The sequence below is a fragment of the Psittacicella hinzii genome, assembly GCF_003585935.1.
Lineage (GTDB): Bacteria > Pseudomonadota > Gammaproteobacteria > Enterobacterales > Psittacicellaceae > Psittacicella > Psittacicella hinzii.
The window spans coordinates 1-1,735 of the sequence record NZ_NRJG01000187.1 but is presented as its reverse complement, the minus strand read 5'-3'; the positions used below and the strand labels follow the sequence as shown (position 1 = coordinate 1,735).

Below are 1,735 nucleotides of genomic sequence, written 5' to 3'. Positions count from 1 at the left end.
ATATTAAGTTGAGCATTAACTGAGTTTATACAGTATTCTTCTTTTCAGTCTATATACTACTGATTATAGCACTATCACCTAAGAAAAAATTAAGGGTAGAGGCTGCATTTACCATGCAATCTCTACCCTTAATTAGTTACAAGATAGTTTTGTTTTATTGATATGGTATATACTTTTAAAGTCTAAAATTATGTTACCAAGATGGTAAAAAATTAAAGTTACTTATTTGTCCGCGTTTGGATTAATAACTTCTTGACCGTACATGTATTTACGTAATACTTGTGGAATTACGATCGAGCCATCTTCTTGTTGATAGTTTTCTAAAATAGCTACCAGAGTACGTGATAGAGCTAATCCTGAACCGTTTAAAGTATGTACTAATTCAGGTTTTTTACTACCTTCACGACGGAAACGTGCTTTCATACGACGAGCTTGGAAATCACTCATATTTGAACATGAAGAGATTTCACGGTACGTATTTTGTGCTGGTAACCATACTTCTAAGTCGTAAGTTTTGTGTGAGCTAAAGCCTGTATCACCAGTACATAAAATGATTTTACGGTATGGTAATTCTAGTTTTTGTAAAATTGATTCAGCTTGAGTTGTTAATTTTTCTAATTGCTCCATTGAATCTTCAGGTTTACAAATGTGTACTAACTCAACTTTTTCGAATTGGTGTAAACGAATACAACCACGAGTATCACGACCATAACTACCAGCTTCTGAACGGAAGCATGGAGTATGGCTACAGAAGCGTAACGGTAATTCTTTTTCGTCAAGAATTTGATCACCTACTAAGTTAGTTACAGGAACTTCTGCTGTAGGGATTAAGTAGTAAGTTTTATCACCTTGGTCGTCAATTGGTTTGATTTGGAATAAATCTTCAGTAAATTTAGGTAATTGACCTGTACCAAATAAAGTGTCTTGGTTAACCATATATGGTACATATACTTCAGTGTAACCAGCGTTATAGTGCTCTTCTAACATAAATTGGATTAAAGCACGGTGTAAACGCGCAATTGCACTTTTGAATACTACAAAACGGCTACCAGTTAAACGAGCTGCAGATTTAAAATCAATGCCGTCAGTTAATTCACCTAGATCTACATGATCTTTAACAGGGAAAGAGAAAGTGCGAGGTTTACCCCAACGTGAAATTTCCACGTTGTCATTTTCATCTTTACCTACAGGCACTTCATCTGATTGAATATTTGGTAAACGTGAGGCAATATCAAATAATTGTTGTTGCACTTCAGCTAATTTAGCTTTATCTGCATCTAAATTTGTTGCTAATTCGTTTGCTTGGGCAATTAAATCATCTGCGTTTTCACCTTTAGCTTTTAGACGTCCTACTTGCGCAGCGATTTCATTACGTTTAGCTTGTACGCTTTCTGTAGATGTTTGTAATTCAGCACGTTGTTTTTCAAGAGCTTCGATTTGTGCAACATCTAAATCAAGATTGCGTTTTAATTTTAGTTGACGCGCCACTTCTAAGGTTTGCGTCCGGAGTAAAACTGGATCTAACATTATGGATAACCTAGGTTAGTTGAAAATGTTAATTTGTAGAGCTAAGTTAGATATTAGCTTTGCATAGTTTACATTATAAGCTATCCACTTAATTTATGGGTAAGTTTTACTTAGAATTCCGTTGTTCTCTCTTGAATATTATGTAAATAAATTCGATTGCAAAGCAAGTTATGATATTTTATACTATATTCGAACAACTTAAGTAAAC

1 protein-coding gene is annotated in these 1,735 nt (G+C 34.3%); it reads right to left on the bottom strand.

Annotation, left to right across the window (positions count from 1 at the left end; genetic code table 11):
* Positions 1–222: 222 nt before the first annotated feature.
* The gene (gene serS / locus CKF58_RS07945) at positions 223–1,527 is read right to left on the bottom strand and encodes a serine--tRNA ligase (RefSeq protein ID WP_119532689.1); all 1,305 of its coding nucleotides are present in this window, start codon (positions 1,525–1,527) and stop codon (positions 223–225) included.
* Positions 1,528–1,735 lie beyond the last annotated feature (208 nt).